We start from the raw sequence: 20060 nt of genomic DNA, 5'->3' as shown, positions 1-20060 counted from the left end.
AATCAGATCCTTTCCTTGGTGCCGCGCGCGGCAATAAGCCCCTGTGGGCGGAAGAGGAGGACGAGGATGACCGCTCCATAGACAAAGGCATCGCGGAATGGCCGGGCGTCGATGGGCAGCATGACTTGCATGATCACCGAGGCGGCACCCAGCAGGAAGCCGGCGAGCACGGCTCCCCCGAGGCTGCCGAGGCCGCCAATGACGGTGGCGATGAAGGCCATCAACATGATCGAGGCGCCCATCTGGATGTCCAGCGTGCCTGTCTGGGCGCCAAAGATCAGTGCAATGGCGGCGGCCAACGCGCCGGAGAGGGCGAACGCGCCCATGATAACCCGGTTCGCACGCACACCCAGCATTCGGGCCATCGAGAAGTTCTCGGCCGCCGCCCGCATCTCCAGGCCGAAGCGGGTTTGACGCAGGAACAGTGTCAGGCCGATCAGGATGACCATCGTGGCCACGATCGTTATGAGCTGGAGGAGGGGAAGCCTGGCACCAAGGATCTCCACCGGCTGGGACAGTTCGGGCAGCAGCGAGATCGATTTCGGCCGACTGGAGAAAAGCATGAGCAGGAAGTAGCGAATGACGAAACCGAGCGCGAAGGAGGCGATCATCATGGTTGCCGGATTTGCCTGACGGAACCGCCTGAAGACGACGATTTCGCACAGCACCGACAGTCCGGCCCCGCAGAGGAGCACGAATGGCACCAGCAGGTACCACGGCAATTGGCCGGCGAAGACGATGGCCATTGCGTCCGTAGACGGCCATAACAGGGCGAAGACGCAGAAGGCGATGACGTCGCCATGCGCGAAGTTCACGAGCCGCATGACGCCGAAGATGAGGGCAATGCCGAGCGCCCCGAGCGCGTAGAGCGAACCAAGCGAGAGTGCGTCGAACAGGATCTGAAGCATCTCAATTGTCCTCGTAGCCGAAATAGGCAGCCTGGATCGCCTCGCCATTGCCGAGCGTCCGCGCGTCGCCGTCGAGCACGATCTGTCCGCCACGCATCAGGATCATCCGCCCGCCCACCATCATCGCGCGGGCCGAGCTCTGCTCAACGATCAGGAGCGTGAGCTGGCGCTGCGCACGCAGCGCGATCAGCCGCTCGTAGACCTGGTCGTTGATGTTGGGGGCGAGGCCCAGCGAAGGCTCGTCGATGGCTACAAGCCGCGGATTGGTCATCAGCGCGCGGCCGATGACCAGCATTTGCTGCTGCCCGCCGGACAGCAATCCCGCCTGCCCGTGCCGCCTCTCTTTCAGCATCGGGAAGGTTGCGTAGACGGCTTCGAGTTCGTCGGCCGCTCGGCTGCGCCAGCCGCGTTCGCGGGCATGCATGCCGGTTCCGACCAGAAGGTTCTCTTCGGTCGTCAGCGAGCCGAAGACATCGCGCCCCTCCGGCACCATGGAGAATCCGAGCCGGGCGATGTTCTCCGGCGCCTGGCCGGTGATCTCATGACCAGCAAGGTTGATCCGGCCGCCCGCCACCGGCGTAACACCGGCGATCGCGCGCAGCAGCGAAGACTTCCCGGCTCCGTTCGGGCCGGTGATGAACAGGATTTCTCCCTCGTCCATGGAGAAGGAGACATTGCGGACCGCCGTGAGACGGCTGTAGCGGATGGTGATATCGGAAAGGGCGAGCAGGCTCATTCCATCGCCTCCAGCACAGGCAGGTCGGTGTTCGCGGCCGTGCCCATATAGGCGTGGCGCACCTTCTCGCTGTCGCGGATCGCGGCAGGCGGTCCTTCCTCGATGATCGCTCCGGAATCGAGCACGACGATATGCTGGCAAAGGCCGAGCACCAGCCCGACATTGTGCTCGATGAGCAGGACACCACAGCCGAGATCGCTGGCGATGTGTCTTATCAGGGCGGAAAGCTCCCGCGCCTCCAGTGCGCTCATGCCAGCCGCGGGCTCGTCGAGCAGGATGTATGCGGGCCGTCCCATCAGGGCGCGGCCAATGGCGACGCGGCGCTCGTCCGTGTATGGCAACGTTCCGGCGATGCGGGTACCCAGCGCACCGATGCCTATCCAGTCGAGCATCGCTTCCGCTTCGGCGATGGCAGCGCGCCGGCTCATTCCCAGGCCAACGCCCGTTACCTCCAAATTGTCCAGCACAGGCAGGTCGCGGAAGAGCCGCCCACCCTGAAAGGTGCGGGCAATGCCGCGCCGCCGGACCTGATGCGGCTTGAGACCCGTGAGTGCTTCCCCGTCGAGCTTGATGGTGCCTTCCGTCGGTGCCTGGAAGCCGGTCAGCACGTTGACGAGCGTGGTCTTGCCAGCGCCATTCGGGCCGATGAGGCCACTGATGCGGCCGGGCGTAATTTGGAGGTCTACCGATGACAGGGCCTTCAGCCCCGCAAACGATACCGAGACGTTCTCCGCGCTCAGATGACTCATGACCCTTTCCTTCTTTCTACCGACGGAAAGGCGCGAAGCATCCGGCCTTGCGGCCAGCCACGTTGCAAATGTCTTCCCCTGTCGGTTCCGGCGGTCTCTAGCGGACTGCTCGGGTGCCAAATTCACGCCGTTGCCCGGCGTCGTCTTGTCGTTTCGCGCACCGGATTTTGTCTTCCGCCACGCGCGGTCGGTTTTGGCCGGCCGATCTCCTCGCCTCCGGCTCCTCCGCCGGCATTCCCGGCTGACGTCAGCCGGCCAGATGCCCTTCAGCACGCGCCAGCGCGGCGCGCTGTTCGGTTCGCGCGGCAAGCGCGTCTTCCAGCGTCACCGGGACGAAGCGCGCCGGGGTGTGCGGCTGGAGCTGGGCGATAAGGTCCATGTCGGCCGATATCACCACGCCCAGCATCATGTACCCGCCACCCGAAACCGCGTCCCGGTGAAGAACGATCGGCTCCGTGCCACTCGGCACTTGGACAGATCCGTAGGGATAGCAGGCATCGACGATGTTCGAGGGGTCGGAGCCCGCACCGAAAGGCTGCTCGCGCTCGACGAATTCCAGCGGCGTTCCGCCCCGGAAGCGATAGCCGATACGGTCGGCTTCGGGCGCGACCTTCCAGGTTTCCTCAAAGAACCGATTGCCGGCAGCCTCAGTGATCCGATGCCAGTATATGCCGGGAAGCATTCTGAGTTCCGCCGGGCTATTGCGCGCGCGGCGCAGATTTGCAGGCAGTGAAAGACCGGCTTTGCCGGAACCTTCGCCGAGGGGAAGCTCATCGCCCGCCTTCAGCGTGCGGCCCTGATGGCCGCCAAGCGCGCCCAGAATGTAAGTCGAGCGCGAACCGAGAACCACGGGTACGTCGATGCCGCCGGAGACGGCCAGATAAGCGCGCGCGCCGCCCTTGAGGAAGCCGAAGGAAAGCCGGTCACCGGCCTTCACCGGAAAACTTTCCCACGTCGACCGTTCCTCGCCATTGAGTTTGGGTGGGAGCTCTCCACCTGTGACGGCGACGACCGCGGATTGGGTGAATTCGAGTTCGGGACCCATGAAAGTGGCTTCGAGCACCGCGGCACCCGGATCGTTGCCGACAAGCAGGTTTGCGATGCGTGTCGCAAAGCGGTCCATGCCGCCGCCTTCTGGAATGCCGACATGATAGTGGCCGGGTCGGCCAAGGTCCTGCACGGAAGTGGAGAGGCCGGGAGAGATTACCTTAACGGCCATTGATAAGCTCCATCAGCTTTGCATTGGTGCCGTAAATGTCGCTGTTGAAATCCTTCAGGCTGAAGGTGCACTCGCGAACCGTCGGCTGCCACCGATTGGCTTCGATTTCCTCAAGCGTGGCGTCGTAGTCATCGCGGCCAATGGCCTTGAACTTGACGATATCGCCTGGCTTGAACAGGCACATGTCATCGGCGAGGTAGCGCACCTTCCTGGTCGGGTCGTAGATCGGGGCCGGGGTTATGCCATACATCTGGTAGCCGCCAGCGCCGCGTACCGAATAGATCGCTGCAAAGCAGCCGCCATGGCCAATGGTGAGCTTGGGAGTGTCGGTGCGTGGACGCAAGTATTTCGGCGCCTGAATCTGTTTCTTGCGCTCAACCATCTGGTACAGGAAGGGCAGTCCGGCGACGAAGCCGACCATCGATACGAACCAGGGCTGGCCGGAATAGGCCTCGATAAACTCTTCCACCGTGGCGTAGCCGTTGATGCGTGCCGAATATTCAAGATCGGTGGAGGAGGGGTCCTGATGGCGCTCGCGGAAGCGCAGGCAGGTTTCACGCGTCCATGGATCCTGGAAATAAACCGGCAGTTCGATGATCCGGGTCTTCAGCACCGGGTCCGACTTCGAGGCGGCCTCTTCCATCGACTTCAGTTCGCTGAGCAAATCCTGCGGCTTGACGATGTCGGGGTTGAAGCGAATCTGGAAGCTGGCGTTGGCTGGGCAGATCTCGGTGACGCCTCGGATGCCTGCCGTACGCACCGCATTGGTCATCGAAAGGCCGGTAAAGAAGGAGGTGAGCGACATTTCTTCGGACACCTCGCCGAAGATATGTTCGTCACCGCCGAAGTTGAATCGTATCGACATCGGTCCTCCTTAACCCGCCAATGCTGCGGCGTTTTCGATGAGCCAGCCTTCCAGCCAGCGGGTATGCACGTCTCCCGCCCGCATCGCCGGATCGGCGGCCAGCGCAAGAAACAGCGGCTTGGTGGTCTTGAGCCCGCCGATCTTCAACTCGTTGAGCGCGCGGATCAGGCGCACTATCGCCGCCTCGCGCGTCTCTGCATGCACGATCAGCTTGGCAAGCAGCGAGTCATAAAAGGGCGGCACCTGATAGCCTTGATAGAGCATCGAATCGAAGCGTACGCCCGGACCGCCGGGAATGCGAAGCTCGGCCACCTGCCCGGGGAATGGAGCGAACTCCTTCGCCGGGTCTTCGGCATTGAGCCGGACTTCGATCGCATGCCCTTTGACGGAGACATCGCTTTGCCGGATCCGCAGCTTCTCGCCGCCGGCGATGCGAAGCATCTCCGCAACGAGGTCGATGCCGGTGATCGCTTCGGTGACCGGGTGCTCGACCTGGATACGGGTGTTCATCTCGATGAAGTAAAAGCGGTCTGCTTCATCGTCGTAAAGATACTCTACCGTGCCGGCACCAGAGTATTTGACCGCCTTGGCCAAGGCGACCGCTGAAGCGCAGAGCTCTTCGCGCAGCCTGTCTGAAAGTGCGCGCGACGGCGCCTCCTCCCAAACCTTCTGGCGTCGCCGCTGCAGCGAGCACTCCCGCTCGTAGCAGTGGATGGCATCGCTTCCGTCTGCCAGCACCTGCACCTCGATATGGCGGGCCTTGCCGATCACCTTTTCCATGTAGAGACCACCATCGCCAAAGGCGGCGAGGGCTTCTGCTTCGGCCTGAGGAAAGGCTTGTTCGAACTCGGCAAGCGAGTTCGCGATGCGGATGCCCCGCCCGCCGCCGCCTGCCGCCGCCTTGATCATCACCGGAAAACCGGTTGCGGTCAGCACCTCGTGGCCAGCCTCGAGGCCCTCGACCCGGCCAGCCGAGCCTGGCACGACGGGGACACCTGCAGCGGCAGCGGCCGATCGCGCCGAGACCTTGTCTCCCATCATCCGGATCGCATCTCCCGACGGGCCGACGAAGACCAATGCAGCGCCTGTGACCGCGTCGGAAAACGCGGCATTCTCGGCAAGGAACCCATAGCCTGGATGAACACTGTCGCAACCGGTGTCGCGGGCAGCCTTCAGAATTGCTTCGACATTGAGATAGGACTTCTTTGCAGCTGGTGGGCCGATGTTGACCGCTTCGTCCGCAAGCTGGACGTGGAGCGACTCGGCGTCTGCGGCCGAATACACCGCCACGGTGGCGATCCCCAGATCTTGCGCGGCCCGGATGATCCTGACCGCTATCTCGCCCCGGTTGGCAACCAGAAGCTTTTTCAGCATCAGTCGAGATCCGCAATAGGTGCGCCGGCCATGATGGGATCCTCATTGTCGGCAATGAAGCGGATGTTCGTACCGGCCGTCTCGGCCCTCACTTCGTGGAACGACTTCATCACTTCGATGAGACCGATTACGTCTCCGGCGGACACCGCGTCGCCATCCGCCTTGTATGGCGGCTGGTCTGGCGAAGCGCTGCGATAAAAAGTGCCGGGAAGAGGTGAAAGAATCTGGGCCATAAAAAGCTCCGGAAAACTGCGGACAGACTAATCTGGAACCGCCCGCGCGGGCGGGTTCGGTCGAGTTCAGTGCCAGGGGGCGATTGCGGTGCGCACGGCCCGGGCTATTTCGATGGCGTTCGGCGTATCGGAATGCACGCAGATGGTTTCGCAGCGTACAGGGAAGAAACTGCCGTCCTCTGCCGTGCCCTCGCCCTCCCTGATGGCGCGTACGCACCGCTCGGCCATCTCTGCGGGGTCCTTGGCGTCATGAACGCGTGTCAAGATCAGCTTGCCGGAGGCATCGTAGTCGAGATCGGCATAGAACTCAGCGACAAATGGGATACCGCGCTCTTGATAGATCTTCTCATGCAGGGTGCCCGTCATGCCGAAGAGGGGTACGCCGAAAATCTCTGCCGCGTCGCACACGCCATGGGCTATTGCCTCCTGCTGCATGGCCATGAAGTAGAGGCTGCCATGCGGCTTGATGTGGTGGAGTTCCACACCCTCGGCCTTGAGGAAGCCGGCAAGCGCTCCCACCTGGTAAATGATGGTGTTTCTGACTTCTTCGCGGGTCATCCGCATCTCGCGCCGGCCGAAACCCTGAATGTCGGGCAAGCCTGGATGGGCGCCGATCTTTACGCCACTCGCCTTGGCGCTGCGGACGGCGGTGTGCATGTGATCCGGATCGGAAGCGTGAAAACCACAGGCGACATTGGCAACGTCGATGATGGGCATCATGCCCATATCATCGCCAACCTTGTAGAGGCCAAAGCTTTCGCCCATGTCGCAGTTTAGCGTCACCGCCATCACATTGTTACCCCTCGAAGCTGCCGTCTTTGCGGCGTTGCAGCATTTTTTGCGCATGCGAGGGCATTTGTGAAATAGTAGTTTATTGATTGTCATATCAAAAAAACAGATAATGGTTCTGGGCCAGGGCGCACCATGACCATCACCTTGAAACAGCTGGATTATTTTATCGCGACCGCCGAGAGCGGACAGGTCAGTCATGCCGCGGTGGAACTCAACATCTCGCAATCGGCGGTCACTGCGGCGATAAAGACGCTTGAGGCTGACCTGGGCGTACGGCTTTTGGAGCGTAACCACGCTGGCGTAAGACTGACGATGGAGGGCGCGCGGTTTCTTGAACATGCGCGTGTTATCACCGGGGCCGTCGCTGCCGCCGTCCGAAGCCCGTTGCGCGATAGGAAAGGCCTGGCGGGCAAGCTGCGGCTGGGCATGACCTACACGGTCGTCGGCTACTACATGTCGCGCCACTACGCGCGCTTTCGAAAGACCTATCCCGAGATCGAGGTCGAGGTGCTGGAACTGCCCCGAGACGCTCTCGAAAGCGGGTTGATGTGCGGGGACATCGACATGGCCGTGATGCTGGTGTCGAACCTGGAGCACACCAAGGAGTTGGCGCAGGAGGTCTTGATGCGGTCGAACCGCCGGCTCTGGCTTTCGGCTGATCATCACCTCCTCGCGCGGCAGGAGATCAGCCTCGCCGATGTGGCGGCGGAAGATTATGTCATGCTGACGGTTGACGAGGCACGCACGACGGCCGCCCGTTACTGGGATGCCGCGGGCCTTTCGCTCCGCGCCGTCCTTACCACCAGTTCGGTCGAGGCCGTGCGGTCGCTCGTGGCTGCCGGCATGGGGGTCACTGTCCTGTCCGACATGGTTTACCGCCCCTGGTCCTTGGAGGGGCAGCGCATCGAAGTGCGCGGGCTTGTCGAGCCCATCCCCACTATGGACGTTGGCCTTGCCTGGTCGCGTGACAGATCAATCGAACCGGCGGCTGCGGCCTTCCGGGCCTTTATGTCCGTAACCATGGGCGGCGGCGGCTAACCTCCTGCCGCCAGTCAGGCGCTATGGCTGGTTGAGCAGCGGAGCATGCCGCGCGCAGGAGCTGATGCCTCGCATCATCAAGGAGGATTTCACCTTTGTCGCAAATTACCTCGTCATCGTCGTCCCTCAGGTTGCTCCCGACAAACAGAAGGAATTCTTGGACAGTCTTATTGGTCCACCTCGGACCGGAACCGGAGAAGTTTCTCATCGGCGGGCGGTGACTTCACGGTTGCGGGCTACGATCTGCTCGTGGCGGAGGGGAGGCGTCGCCTCGATGAAGCCCTTGATCAGCGCGTCGCGAATTCCGGGTGCGCGCGCCTTTTCCGCCGTGGACAGCGCATCCTGAAGATCAGGCAACGTCAGTTCCGTGCAGTAGGCGGGCGTGCCCGGTTGCTCAGCGCATGGTGCGCGGATCTATTCCGTATTGAGCGGACATCCAGAGGGTCGCGCAGGGCGGTGCTGCCGACGGAGCAGTCCGCCTCGAAACTCGTATAGCTCGCGGCATCTACTGACGGCGCGCGCCAGGCGCCAGGCAGGTTGCGGTGCCCGTTGTCCGGATGCATGCCGGTATCATCTGCCTGATCATCGTGTCCTCGTTTCGCTCGCTAATGCCGACCTGTTAGAATAATCGACCGGGGGCTATATGGAGACTCTCTCCGATTCGGCTTTTAGATACGGAGAGTGTCTCCGGTATTCAAGGGTTCAAGGTCAGTAATGTCGCAATTTTCGGTCGCGTCAGCCCTGCGCAGGGACGCGCAGCATAATCGGGCGCACATTCTCGAGGTGGCGCGACAAGCGTTCGGCAACGACAGTGTTGACGTTTCGATGGATTCTATTGCGAAGCTGGCGGGCGTGGGAGCAGGGACGCTCTACCGCCATTTTCCAAACAAAGACGCCCTGCTGGCTGCGCTGTTAGTTCTTCATTATGAAGGCCTCGACCATCGTCGCGTTGAAATCGAAGCCGGGGAGAGCGATGCAGGCCGCGCACTCGAACTCTGGGTTGAAGCTCTCGGCGACTGGATGCTGGCTTATGAGGGCTTGCCTGAACCGTTACGGGCGGCTTGCCGAGTAGAATCCCCGCTGACGCCGACCTGCCATGCTGTCATCGCGACGACGGAGCGAATCCTGAAGGCTGCACAGGACGAAGGGCTTGCACGACGGACGATGACCGGGCGCGACATCTTTTTCGGGGCACTGGCGATCGCTTGGGCGAGCGGCGCAACGGCAGCGGGCGAAGACATCCGCAACGTGCTTCGCGACATTCTGAAGAACGGGTGGATGGAACCGAAAACAGCACCGGGCGGCCGACCTTAGTCTGCCTATCCGACTGTGCAGCCTCTCGAATTTAATCACGACCGCCGCTAGCGGGTGTGCATCAAACAAGTGCTCTCTGACAGGCGGCCGCTGGGCTTGGGAAGGAGCGGCGTGTGAGGGCGGCAATTGGTCGGCCGCCCGCAGCCGCTTGCACAACCGCGATAGCAAAACCTTGGCATGATGAGGAAGAATATTGGACGAGCGGGGGTTTTCTGTACCTCTTGACCAAGCGTGAGCACTCGTCTTGGCGCTATGCTATCATTTCTGATCCCGCTTCCTGAAAACGGGGGATCCCGCAGAGCCTGAGGCAAGTCACCACTTCGTCCAGGATGATATCCAGTGCCTTGGCCACGCCGGGCTCGCCAGCCACGGCGCCGAACAGGGCGGCCCGGCCGATCGCCGCGACGGTGGCGCCGCGTGCCTTGGCCTTGACGATGTCCGTGCCCGTGCGGATACCGGAATCGATGAGGATCGGGATTTGGGCGCCAAGTGCCTGACGGATAGCGGGCAGGGCATCGATGCTCGATACAGCACCGTCGAGCTGGCGGCCTCCATGGTTGGACACCCAGATGCCATCGGCACCAGCCGCCACCAGTCGCGACGCATCGCCCGGGTGCAGGACGCCCTTGACCAGCAGCCGGCCTTTCCACCAGTCGCGGATCTGGCGGAAATCGTCCCAGTCGAAACCTGCATGGAGGCTGCCGCCAACACGCGCGGCGATCGTCAGGCCGGCGCTGTTGTCACCGAGATAGCCGCGGACGTTCTCGAACTGGGGCAGACCGCCGCGCAGCAGGCGCAGCGACCAGCCAGGATGAAGCATGCCTTCCCAGAGATGCCGGGCCGAAGGCCGCAGTGGGATAGATATGCCGTTCCTAAGATCCTTTTCGCGCTTGCCACCGGCTTGCAGATCAACGGTCACCACCAGCGTCGAATAGCCAAATTCTTCCGCTCGCCTCACCAACTGGCGATTGAAGTCGAAATCCTTGAGCACATAAAGCTGGAACCACAGCGGCCCCTGTACGGCTCGCGCCATGCCTTCGATGCTGGCCGTGGCCATGGTGGAGAGCGTGTAGGGGATGCTGCGAGCGGTTGCCGCCCTCGCGATGGCAATGTCGGCTCCGGGCCTGACCAGCGCGCAGGAGCCCATCGGGCTGATCACCAGCGGTGTTGGCAAGGTCTCGGACCAGAGCGTCGTGGAAACGTTCGGATGCGAAACATCGGTAAGCACGCGCGGCAAAATTCTGATCTTTTCGAAATCGCTTCGATTGGCTTTGAGGGTGAGTTCTTGCCCCGCCCCGCCATCGATGAATTCGAAGACGGATTTCGGCAGACGACGACGGGCAAGCGTGCGAAAGTCCTCGACCGAAACCTGGCGATCGAGAGCGCCCATCTCAGGTCTGGACCCTGTGCCGGCCGGCGATGAATATCCGGCGCATGAGCGTCTGGCCGACCTTGCCAGGTCCAACAAGATTTATCCTTGGCTTGGTCATATCAGTCGCGCCCGGCAGCGAGCCGGTCGCAGACCGAACGGGTTATCTCGCTGGTCGACGCCCTGCCTTTCAGATCGGCGCTCAGAAGCCCGTTGGCCAGGCAGTCCTCGGTCACGCGACGGATGCGCGCTGCGGCCTGGTTGAGTCTCTCGTCGCCATGCTTGTGGCCGAGCCAGTCGAGCATCGAGGCTGCCGACAGGATCGTCCCATACGGATTGGCGATACCCTGGCCGGCAATGTCGGGCGCCGAGCCGTGCGCGGCCTGGAAGAAGCCGTTGGCCGCGCCGATCTCGGCTGAAGGCGCCATGCCCATCCCGCCCACCGTCGCGGCGGCGAGGTCGGACAGGATGTCGCCGAACATGTTCTCGCTGACGATGACGTTGAAATGGCCCGGTTTCACCACGAGATGCATCGCCATGGCGTCGACCAGCGCGTGCTCGGTCGCGATATCGGGATAGTCCTTCGCCACTTCGTCGAAGACGGAGCGAAAGAAGGCATAGCTGCGCAGCACGTTGGCCTTGTCGCAGCAGGTCACCCGGCGCACGCCGTCACGGGGCGCGCCGCCCGACTGGCGCGCCAGTTCGAAGGCCTTGCGTGCGATGCGCTCGATGCCGGAGCGGGTCTGCACCAGCGTGTCGACCGCCACTTCGCCGCGCAACAGCGCGCCCGATCCCCGCGCGGCGTAAAGCCCTTCGCTGTTCTCGCGCAAGATGATGTAGTCGATACCGCCGGCCTTCACTCCGCTCAACGGGCTCGGCACGCCCTCGAAAAGCCTGACGGGGCGGATGTTGGCATAGAGATCGAGTTCGAAGCGCAGCCTCAGCGTGAAATCCAGGCCTGCTTCGGTCCCATCGGGATGGATGACGCCCGGCAAGCCGCCCGCACCATGCAGGATGGCGTCCGCCTCGCGGCAGGCCTGGAAGGTCGGCTCGGGAAAGCTCTGGCCGGTCTTCAGGAAATGCTCGGCTCCGGCCGGGTATTCGCTGAAGTGCAAGGGGCTGCCGGGACCGAGCGCTGCTTTCACCACTTGAACCGCTGCGGCGCAGACTTCCGGGCCGATGCCGTCGCCATGCACCACGGCGATTTCGTAGACAGGCTTCATCGCCAACTCCCAAATGGTCTAACGCTCAGATGCACTTGCCGCCATCGACGTTGAGGTCGACGCCGGTGATCATGCTGGCCTCGTCGGAGCACAGGAATGCCGCGGCGTTGCCCATGTCCGCCGGCGTAGACAGCCTGCCGATCGGAATGGTGGCGACGACGCGGGCGCGGTTCTCTTCGCCGGAGCCGATGAAAGTGGACAGAAGTGGCGTGTCGCCGGCAACCGGATTGATGGCGTTGACGCGGATGCCGAAGGGGGCGAGTTCCACGGCCATGGCCCGGGTGGCGGCAATCGCCCAGCCTTTGGAAGCATTGTACCACGTCAAATTCGGGCGCGGCGAGACGCCGCCGGTGGAGGCGACGTTGAGGATGGCGCCTGATTTGATGGATTTGAAATGCGCGACGACCGCACGGGCGCCATTGTAGATGGATCGCATGTTGACGTTGGCGATCCGGTCGAACATCTCTTCGTCCATCGTCTCGAGCGCCAAGGGCGGCTGGGCCACGCCGGCATTGTTGACCAGTATGTCGAGACCGCCAAAGGCCGAGCGGGCCAGGTCTGCCGCCGCTTCGAAGCTTCCGAGTGTCGAGACGTCGCCAGTGATTGGCCGCACATTTTCGCCGGCTTCGGCAGCAACGCGAGCCGCGGCGGCCTCATCACGGTCCATCAACACGACCAGCGCACCTTCGGTGACGAATTTCCTGACGATGCCTTCGCCAAATCCCGAACCGCCGCCCGTGACGATAGCGACCTTGCCAGCAAGTCTCATATCTGTTCCTCCGTTGCCGGCACCATCGGGGAAGTCGCGTGCATTGCACAGTCCGATTATCTGAACGCCCTTTTAGCTTTCCTTGTTTGAGGTCGACCGGCGTGGGAGTCATAGTCGCCACGGAATTGTGAGGAGGAAGAGATGACGCTGAATTTCGACCCGCGGGCGAAGGCCACGGCGCTCTACCATGGCGAATTCCGGCCGATGTTCGTCGGCGGCAAGTGGGTTCCGGCACAATCCGGCCAGGAGATGCAGGCGCTCAACCCGGCGACTGGCGAAGTGCTGGCCACCGTGCCGCGTGGCTCGGCGGCCGACATCGATGCGGCGGTGGACGCTGCGCGCACGGCCTTCGAAGGGCCGTGGTCAAAATTCTCGCCCTACGAGCGGCAGTGCGTGCTTCTGCGCATCGCCGATCTCTTCGAGACCCATTGGGAAGAACTCAGCGTTTCCGACACTCTCGACATGGGACTGCCGATCACGCGCACGCTCGCCAACCGGCGGCGCGTCATCGGCATGCTGCGCTTCTATGCGGGCATGGCGACCGCGCTGCATGGCGAATCCATAGACAATTCGATCCCCGGCGAGATCGTCTCGTTCACAAGGCGCGAGCCGGTAGGCGTTGTCGGCGCGATCATCCCCTGGAACGCTCCGACCGCGGCGTCGATCTGGAAGATCGCGCCGGCGCTCGCCACCGGCTGCACCATCGTGCTGAAGCCCTCGGAGGATGCTTCGTTGACGCCGCTGCTGATCGCCAGGCTGATGCAGGAGGCCGGCGTTCCCGACGGCGTCGTCAACGTCGTCACCGGCACCGGGACAGAGGCCGGGGCGCGGCTCGCTGAACATCCCGACGTCAACAAGATCGTCTTCACCGGCTCGACGCTGACCGGCCAGGCCATCGCGCGGGCGGGCGTGACCAACCTCAAGCGCGTTTCCCTGGAGCTCGGCGGCAAATCGCCGATCATCGTCTGCCGCGATGCCGACATCGACAAGGCGGTTCCTGTCGCCGCGATGGCTGTGTTCGTGCATTCGGGCCAGATCTGCATCGCCGGTTCGCGGCTTTTCGTGGCCCGCGAAATCCATGACGAATTCGTGCGCCGGGTCGCCGAGTTTACCGGCAGGCTTCGCATCGGCCATGGCATCGAGGCGGAAACCGAAATCGGCCCGCTCATCAATGCCAGGCAGGCCGGCAAGGTGGTGGGCTATATCAAGGCCGGCCGCGACGAAGGCGCGGAACTGATGGCGGGCGGCTCGCGACTGACCGGCGGGCCCTACGACGGCGGCAATTTCATCGCGCCGACTGTCTTCGGTGCGGTGTCGGACAAGATGACCATCGCGCGTGAAGAGATCTTTGGTCCGGTGATTTCGGCGATGCCGTTCGACACGCTCGACGAAGCCGTGGCGCGGGCCAATGCGACGCCCTATGGCCTGGCGGCCGGCATTTTCACCAGTCATCTTGGCACCGCCCACAAGCTCGCCCGCCGCATCAAGGCCGGCTCGGTATGGGTCAACATGTACCACGCCATCGACCCGGCGGTGCCGTTCGGCGGCATGAAGATGTCCGGCTACGGCCGCGAGGGCGGCATCGAACATCTGCATGAATATCTGGAGACCAAGTCGATCTGGATCCAGACCGACTGAGGGTGCGCTGATATTCAGGTGAGGCCGGGCTGCCAATGGCGGCATTCCCAGCGCACCATTCTCGGCGCTCGTGCAAGGTGCCTGTCCGAAGGCGCGACGCTCAGTTTGCAAGTTCGCGCAAATTGGTGCGGATGAGGTTCATCAGCTGTTCGGAGAAGGAGTGGTGCACATAGCCCCGCGCGGTGATGATGCCGACCGAGCGGTGGGCGTCGCGATGGTCGATCGGCACCACCCGCATACGCTCGTCATTGCGCGAAATGGCGATGCCGGGCACCACGCAGACGCCAAGTCCCGAACACACCAGTGCCACCGCCGTCTGTGCGCTTTCGACCTCGTATTGCGGCTTGAACTCGATGCCTTCCGCCACCGTCAGCCGATCGACAAGGCCGCGCACGGCGGTCTTGCGGTTGAGCAGGATGAGCGGATAGCGCAGCAGGTCGGAGAGCAGCAGCTTCTTTTCGCCGCCGTATATTTCCGTGGGGATGCAGGCCATCAGCGGATCGTCGAGGATGGACTCGAACTGGAAGTCCGTCAGGTTTGGCAGTTCCGGGCCGATGTAGAACTCGACCTCCTGCTGTTGCAAAAGGCCAAGCGCGGCCTGCGGCGGACTCTCGATGACCTCGACGATGCTGCGTGGATAGCGCAACTTGAATGTCGCCAGGATATCGCCCAGCCGGCTTGCCGCGAGCGTCGGGGCGCAGGCGATCTGCACTTTGCCCTTGCGACGAGCGGCGACCTCCGTCAGGCGGTCGAGGCTGGTCTGCACCTGTGACATCACGTTGGCGATCTCCTCGAACAGGATCTGGCCTTCCGGCGTCAGGCTGGCACGCTGTGCGGTGCGGATGAACAGCGAGATGCCGATCTGCTCCTCAAGGTCGCGAATCTGCATCGAGACCGCCGATGGCGAACGGTTGCTCTCCTCGGCAGCACGTCGGAAGCTGCCGTTTTCGGCGGCAAGCAAGAACGTCTGCAGAAGTTTGAGGTTGACGCTGGGCATATCCGCTCGGGCAGGGTGATCTGACCCCTGACCTATTCAGACGCGGAACCGATTGCAAGGCAATAGGGCAGGCCAGACATTGGTCCTGGCTTGGCCGGCAAAAGTGTCTCTCTTGTCGAGCCGCTCAATGAACCGCGGCGAACATGACGCGTTCCTCGGTGGCCTCCGAAAGCATCATCTCCTCGACCACGCGGCCGCGCTTGACCACCAGAATGCGATCCGAAACGGCGAGAATTTCAGGCAGGTAGGACGAGATGACAACGACGGCCATGCCTTGCTCAGCGAGATCGCTGATGAGCTGGTGGATCTCGACGATGGCGCCGACGTCGACCCCGCGTGTCGGCTCGTCGAAGATCACCAGCCTCGGCTTCTGAATCAGCGATTTGGCGATCACGACCTTTTGCTGGTTACCGCCGGAGAGCTCGATCATCCGGGCTCGGTCGCTGGTCTGCCGCAGGCTCAGACGTTCGCCCCATTCGCGGGCAAGTTGCCTGGCTCGCGCCAGCGACACCATGGAGACGGGATTGGCGCCCTCGGTCAGTTCACCCATTTGCAGGTTCTCGCCCGCGGTCATGGTTTCGAAGAAACCGTCGACCTTGCGATCCTCGGTGACATAGACGATGCCGTCGCGCACCGCAGGCCTGGGCACCCGATAGCGCACCGACTTGCCGAGCAGGCGGATCTCGCCGCCGTGGAAGATGTTGCGCTTCAACAGTCCGGCGACGACCTTGGCCATTTCGGTGCGGCCGGCGCCGACAAGGCCGAACATGCCGGTGACCTGGCCTGAAAACACCGAGAAGGAAGAGTTGCGCACCAGGCCGGCGCAGGACAGATTCTCGACCGAAAGCACCTTGTCGCCATAGGGGCGCGCCGTGCGCTTGACCTCGCCATGCAGCGTTTCGGTGAGCGTGCGGCCGACCATGGCCTGCACGATCGAGGCGCGGGTGAAGCCCTTGGCCTCGCCGGACGCGACGATCTCGCCATCGCGCATGACCGTGATGCGGTTGGCGACGGCAAGCGCCTCTTCCAGCGCATGGGTGATGAAGATGACGGCGATGCCCTCCTTCACCAGCCGCTGCAAAAGTTTGAAGAAGTGGCTCTTCTCTTCAGGCGTCAGCGTCGCGGTCGGCTCGTCGAAGATGATGACGCGGGCCTTGTGGTGGACGGCGCGCGCGATCTCCACCATCTGCTTGTGCGCCGCGCCCAGCGTGCTGACCTGCGCGGACGGGTCGACCTGGAAGCCCATGCCGGCGAGGAACTGCCGCGCCTGAATGTAGAGGCCGCGCAACCGGTTGAACATCTTCTCTTCGCCGAGATAGAGATTCTGCGCCACGGTCATGGCCGGCACCAGGTTGGTTTCCTGGAACACCATGGCGATGCCGGCGCGCAGCGCTTCGGCGGGCGTGGCGAAGGACACATCCTTGCCGTCGAAGGTCATCTTGCCCTCGGTCAGCTTGAAGACACCGGCCATGACCTTGGTCAGCGTCGACTTGCCGGCGCCGTTTTCGCCGAGCAGCGCGTGGATTTCTCCTTTGCGCAGGTCGAAATTGACATTCTTGAAGGCCGGAATGCGCGCGAATGCCTTGGCGGCATTCCTGAGTTCAATGATGTTGGCGTCCGACATCGCTTAGCCTCGCTTGCCGCTGGCGGCGCTCGCCACGCGCACGATCCTCGATCCGCCGCGCGAGGCGACCAGCAGATCATCGCCCAGCTCGCAGGCGCTCAGCGTCCCGTGCACCTTGCCGTCTGCGCGCGAATGGAAACTCGACAGCGGCTTCATGTTCTCGTCGCAAAGAACCACCAGCCCGTAGGACCTTGTCACCGCGTATGGCTTCAGCACGTTCATCTGCTTCAACTGGCTGCCTTGCATGGGCTCGCGATAGTCGCGCCATGAGCCGAGCGACGGCGCCATCCAGTAGGCCTCCGGGACTTCCGCCAGCATGCGGGTGCGGTAGGTCTCCTCGCGCAGGATGAACTCCACCAGTTGGTTGCGCACGGAATAGAAGGTCAGCCAATAGCCGGCGTTGAAGGCCGGGGCGATGCGGGCGGGGTAGGCCGGCAGATGCTCCAGCACGGGCAGCGTCGCCGTGGTGGCAAGGTCGATCGCCAGCACGCGGTGGCGCCAGGCCTCCGAAACGTAGATGCGGTTGGAGCCGGTGGTGGCGATGCCGGCCGGCCAGGCCAAGCCGTCCCTGACAAGCTCCAGCCGGCCGTTTTTTAGATCGAGCCGCCAGACCGAACCGGACACGCTCTTCTGCATCAGGTCGCGACGCCAACTGCTCGCCGGCACTGAGGCCGAACCGTTGGCCGCCAGCAAGGTGTTGCTGTCGAGGAAGGTGAGAGCGGTGATGCAGGAGAGGCGCCGAGCCTCCTCACCCGTCGCCTCGCGCCCGTCATGCAGGCCGCCGTGGACGACGACGCCCTTGCCGTCGATGGCCATCGCGGTCATGCCGCGGGCATGGGCGAGTGCGGTGATCTCGCCCGGAAATTCCTGCAAGGTTTCGGCATGGCCGTCGGCGCTAAAGCGCATCAGCCGGTTGGCGCTGCTTGCCAGAATGCCCTTTTCGGTGCGTACGAGATTGTCGGCCTCGGCGAGGCCGGCGAACGGCTCGGCTTCCTCCAGTCCTTGGTTGGGCAGCAACGGCCCGTCGAGCGTCGGCACGGTCACTGCCCACTCGCCACGGCCGAGAAAGCGGTCAAGAAGCTGGCTCAAACCGCTCATGGCTTTTTGCCCCAGTAGGAATCCGAGCTGAACCAGTCGGGATCGACGCCTTTCAAGGGCAAGGTGCCCATGCGGTTGTTGAAGATGCCGCAGAGATAGAGGATGCCCTTGTGCTCGCGCATCGAGGTGATCATCGGATGCTTCTCGCCGGCCTGGTCCCACAGGCTTTCGAGGATCTGGCCGTTCTCGTCGAAGCGCAGCACGCAGCCGGTGTTGAGATTGGGCATCAGCCACGCGTCTTCCGATACGCGCCGCGCCATGCGACGGCGGAAGCTCGGCATTTCAAGCGAGAGATCCAAGGCCGGCGTGCGCATGCCCATCAGGGCCAGCCAGTAGGTACCGTCGGAGGCGCGGTTGATGTTGTCGGGATAGCCGGGCAAGCCCTCGATGACGCGCTCGACCTGGCCTTTCTTCGGGCCATCGAAATAGTAGCGGCTGATGCGGCAGGCCCAGCTTTCGGCGAACAGCACCGACTGGCCGTCGAAGGCCGTGCAGATGCCATTGGGGAAGACGAGGTTCGACAGCAGTGTGCGTGTCGAACCGGATTTGGGATCATGGACGATGATGCGTCCGTTGCCGCGGCTTTCCAGCGCGTCGGCATACCAGTCATGCATTTCGAAGCGCACTGTCGCTTCCGAGAAGACGATACGGCCGTCCGGCAGGATGTCGCAGTCGTCGGCGAGCTTCATGGTCGAGTCGTCGACCACCGAGGTCAGTGAGCGGTTGGTTTCGGCGGTCAGCAGCTTTACGTCGCCGGCCGGCGAGACCTGATAGAGGCCCATGCCAGCGACGCAGATGACGAGGTTGTCGTCGCGGTCGAAAGCCATGCCGAGCGGCGAGCCGCCAATATGTGCGAACACTTCGCTATCGGTGTAATGGGGCGGCTGGAAGCGCAGGATCTCGCCCTGGCGGCTGCCGGTGTAGAGACGGTCCTGCCGGTCGAAGATCACATCCTCCGCGCCATCGAGAACGCCGAGGCCGATGACGCCGACGTCCTTCAACCGGTCATTCACCGCCATTGGCGCGCCGGGCGCGGTCGAGATCGCCTGCGGCATCTTGGCGAAGGTTGGCGAGATGTAGACGCTGCGCAGGATCTTGTGGCGGTTCTTCACCCAGCGAACGTCGAGAAGCACCGACAAAAGCAGCACGATGCCGAGGATCAGGAAATTGACCGGGCCGGGCACGGCCAGCGCAAGCAGACTGTTCGACAGGACAAGCACGAAGACGGTGCCCATCAGCGCCTTGGCGACCGAGCCGCGCCCGCCGCCTAGCGAGATGCCGCCGAGCACGGTCGCGGTCAACACCTGCAGTTCGAGACCGGTGCCGATGTCGGAAGCGGCACTGCCGATGCGGGCCGAGAAGAAGAAGCCGGAGAGCGCCACCAGTACCGAGCACAAGACATAGGCGCTGAACAAGATGAAGCGCACATTGATGCCGGCATTGTAGGCAGAGCGGCGCGCGCCGCCGACCGCGAACAGCCGCCAGCCATAGCGGGCGCGCGACAGCACGAGATGGATGATCAGCGCGATGACGACGAACACCACAAAGGACGTCGGCACGCCCCAGATCGTACCGAAACCAAGAAAATCATAGGCTGGCGAGTCCGGACCGCTGGTGACGATCCGGGTCGAGACCTGGGGAAAGACGATGTCGAAGGTCGAGCGGTAGATGATGAGCGTCACCAGCGTGGTGAGAAACGCCCGCATGCGCAGAAAGCCAACCAGGAAGCCGTTGATGGCGCCGCAGACGACGCCGAGGCCCAGGCACGCCAACAGGCCGGTACCAAAGCTCCACTGCTCGACATTCATCCCATAGAGCGTGACCAGCACGGCGAGCGCGAAGGTCGACCCGACAGACAGATCGATGCCGCCTGACACCATGACGATGGTCATGCCGAGCACCACAAGGCCAAGCTCGGCGGTCTGGCCGCTGAGATTGGTCAGCGTCGCCAGATCGAAGAAGCCCGGCACGATCGAGCCGAAGATCGCGCACAAAATCACCAGCGCCGTGAAGGGGATGACGCTGTCGATCCACTTCTTGGTCAGGATCTCCCCGACCACGTGGTCGGGGAGCAGGCGGTAGCGCCAGCGCACAAGGCTTTCAGCCATGCTCAT

At 63.1% G+C, this 20060-nt stretch carries 19 protein-coding genes; 3 read left to right on the top strand and 16 right to left on the bottom strand.

Annotated features, from left to right (window positions below):
• Positions 1-2: 2 nt before the first annotated feature.
• From A9K65_RS29515 to A9K65_RS29480, 8 genes are all read right to left on the bottom strand, one after another.
• Positions 3-908, bottom strand: a complete 906-nt coding sequence (locus tag A9K65_RS29515; RefSeq protein WP_084016124.1) for a branched-chain amino acid ABC transporter permease — start codon at positions 906-908, stop codon at positions 3-5.
• Between the two features lies 1 nt (position 909).
• Complete coding sequence (locus A9K65_RS29510) at positions 910-1644, bottom strand: ABC transporter ATP-binding protein (protein ID WP_064994991.1); 735 nt, start codon at positions 1642-1644, stop codon at positions 910-912.
• Positions 1641-2393 (bottom strand): ABC transporter ATP-binding protein, encoded by a 753-nt coding sequence (locus A9K65_RS29505; RefSeq protein ID WP_013533156.1) that lies wholly within the window; start codon positions 2391-2393, stop codon positions 1641-1643. The genes A9K65_RS29510 and A9K65_RS29505 overlap by 4 nt, the downstream gene beginning before the upstream one ends.
• Positions 2394-2640: 247 nt before the next feature.
• A complete protein-coding gene (locus tag A9K65_RS29500; protein WP_063167471.1) occupies positions 2641-3612 on the bottom strand; it encodes a biotin-dependent carboxyltransferase family protein in 972 nt (323 codons plus the stop codon).
• Entirely contained in the window at positions 3602-4477 is an 876-nt protein-coding gene (locus A9K65_RS29495) for a carboxyltransferase domain-containing protein (protein ID WP_013533154.1), read from the bottom strand. The genes A9K65_RS29500 and A9K65_RS29495 overlap by 11 nt, the downstream gene beginning before the upstream one ends.
• A gap of 9 nt (positions 4478-4486) precedes the next feature.
• Complete coding sequence (locus A9K65_RS29490) at positions 4487-5851, bottom strand: acetyl-CoA carboxylase biotin carboxylase subunit (RefSeq protein WP_013533153.1); 1365 nt, start codon at positions 5849-5851, stop codon at positions 4487-4489.
• Positions 5851-6084, bottom strand: a complete 234-nt coding sequence (locus tag A9K65_RS29485) for an acetyl-CoA carboxylase (RefSeq protein ID WP_013533152.1) — start codon at positions 6082-6084, stop codon at positions 5851-5853. Before A9K65_RS29485 ends, A9K65_RS29490 begins: the two co-directional genes overlap by 1 nt.
• A gap of 66 nt (positions 6085-6150) precedes the next feature.
• Positions 6151-6873 carry a LamB/YcsF family protein gene (locus tag A9K65_RS29480; protein WP_024502406.1) on the bottom strand — a complete coding sequence of 241 codons (723 nt, stop codon included), beginning with the start codon at positions 6871-6873 and terminating at the stop codon, positions 6151-6153.
• Between the two features lie 135 nt (positions 6874-7008).
• On the opposite strand from A9K65_RS29480, the gene A9K65_RS29475 reads away from it, so the two are divergent.
• A complete protein-coding gene (locus A9K65_RS29475; RefSeq protein ID WP_013533150.1) occupies positions 7009-7914 on the top strand; it encodes a LysR family transcriptional regulator in 906 nt (301 codons plus the stop codon).
• Positions 7915-8118: 204 nt separating this feature from the next.
• Here the strand turns inward: A9K65_RS29475 and A9K65_RS29470 are convergent, their stop codons facing one another.
• Positions 8119-8271, bottom strand: coding sequence for a hypothetical protein (locus tag A9K65_RS29470; protein ID WP_244514267.1), 153 nt, complete (start codon positions 8269-8271; stop codon positions 8119-8121).
• Between the two features lie 357 nt (positions 8272-8628).
• Here A9K65_RS29470 and A9K65_RS29465 point away from each other — a divergent pair, with 357 nt between their 5' ends.
• Complete coding sequence (locus tag A9K65_RS29465) at positions 8629-9228, top strand: TetR/AcrR family transcriptional regulator (protein WP_063167472.1); 600 nt, start codon at positions 8629-8631, stop codon at positions 9226-9228.
• A gap of 250 nt (positions 9229-9478) precedes the next feature.
• Here A9K65_RS29465 and A9K65_RS29460 read toward each other — a convergent pair whose 3' ends face one another.
• The 3 genes from A9K65_RS29460 to A9K65_RS29450 all read right to left on the bottom strand — a co-directional run bounded on the left by A9K65_RS29460 (position 9479) and on the right by A9K65_RS29450 (position 12589).
• On the bottom strand, positions 9479-10618 hold the full coding sequence (locus A9K65_RS29460; protein ID WP_063167473.1) for an alpha-hydroxy acid oxidase: 1140 nt from the start codon (positions 10616-10618) through the stop codon (positions 9479-9481).
• A 101-nt stretch (positions 10619-10719) separates the two neighbouring features.
• Entirely contained in the window at positions 10720-11820 is a 1101-nt protein-coding gene (locus A9K65_RS29455) for an isocitrate/isopropylmalate dehydrogenase family protein (RefSeq protein ID WP_063167474.1), read from the bottom strand.
• Between the two features lie 25 nt (positions 11821-11845).
• A complete protein-coding gene (locus tag A9K65_RS29450; RefSeq protein WP_013533144.1) occupies positions 11846-12589 on the bottom strand; it encodes a glucose 1-dehydrogenase in 744 nt (247 codons plus the stop codon).
• A gap of 141 nt (positions 12590-12730) precedes the next feature.
• Between A9K65_RS29450 and A9K65_RS29445 the strand changes: the two genes are divergently transcribed.
• Positions 12731-14227: an aldehyde dehydrogenase family protein gene (locus tag A9K65_RS29445; protein ID WP_064994993.1), complete on the top strand. Its 1497-nt coding sequence runs from the start codon at positions 12731-12733 to the stop codon at positions 14225-14227.
• A gap of 100 nt (positions 14228-14327) precedes the next feature.
• On the opposite strand, the gene A9K65_RS29440 is transcribed toward A9K65_RS29445, so the two are convergent.
• From A9K65_RS29440 to A9K65_RS29425, 4 genes are all read right to left on the bottom strand, one after another.
• The gene (locus A9K65_RS29440; RefSeq protein ID WP_064994994.1) at positions 14328-15224 is read right to left on the bottom strand and encodes a LysR family transcriptional regulator; all 897 of its coding nucleotides are present in this window, start codon (positions 15222-15224) and stop codon (positions 14328-14330) included.
• A gap of 124 nt (positions 15225-15348) precedes the next feature.
• Positions 15349-16848, bottom strand: a complete 1500-nt coding sequence (locus A9K65_RS29435) for a sugar ABC transporter ATP-binding protein (protein ID WP_063167477.1) — start codon at positions 16846-16848, stop codon at positions 15349-15351.
• Between the two features lie 3 nt (positions 16849-16851).
• Positions 16852-17946: a hypothetical protein gene (locus A9K65_RS29430; RefSeq protein WP_064994995.1), complete on the bottom strand. Its 1095-nt coding sequence runs from the start codon at positions 17944-17946 to the stop codon at positions 16852-16854.
• Complete coding sequence (locus A9K65_RS29425; protein WP_063167479.1) at positions 17943-20060, bottom strand: SMP-30/gluconolactonase/LRE family protein; 2118 nt, start codon at positions 20058-20060, stop codon at positions 17943-17945. Before A9K65_RS29425 ends, A9K65_RS29430 begins: the two co-directional genes overlap by 4 nt.

It is taken from the genome of Mesorhizobium sp. WSM1497 (assembly GCF_001672455.2).
Lineage (GTDB): Bacteria > Pseudomonadota > Alphaproteobacteria > Rhizobiales > Rhizobiaceae > Mesorhizobium > Mesorhizobium ciceri.
Note: the sequence above shows the minus strand (reverse complement) of the source record. Positions and strands in the feature narration are given on the sequence as shown.